We start from the raw sequence: 230 nt of genomic DNA on the forward strand, positions 1-230 counted from the left end.
CCAGTCCCTGACTACACCGGCCAAAAAGTCTGCGGCCTCACCGTGCACTTCCTGCCCTGCGAAGACCTGCAAGTCAGCACCTCCTGCTACGCCTACGGCAGCCCCGAATACCCGATCAAGACCCCACTGCAATTGCCGGAGCCCCAGTCATGTCCGAAGTGAAACACGCTTCTATGTGGTACCCGCCAGCGTTTCCGGTCGAGGGACGTTTGCCTCGTAACGTCGCGCAG

General features: G+C 60.9%; 1 pseudogene. It reads left to right on the forward strand.

What is annotated here, in order from left to right:
- Positions 1 to 162 (forward strand): annotated as a pseudogene (locus tag NPS56_RS31135) (DUF3304 domain-containing protein); the annotation flags it as partial.
- Positions 163 to 230: the final 68 nt, after the last annotated feature.

The sequence above is a fragment of the Pseudomonas putida genome (assembly GCF_028682635.1).
In the GTDB taxonomy this organism is placed as follows: Bacteria; Pseudomonadota; Gammaproteobacteria; order Pseudomonadales; family Pseudomonadaceae; genus Aquipseudomonas; species Aquipseudomonas putida_AE.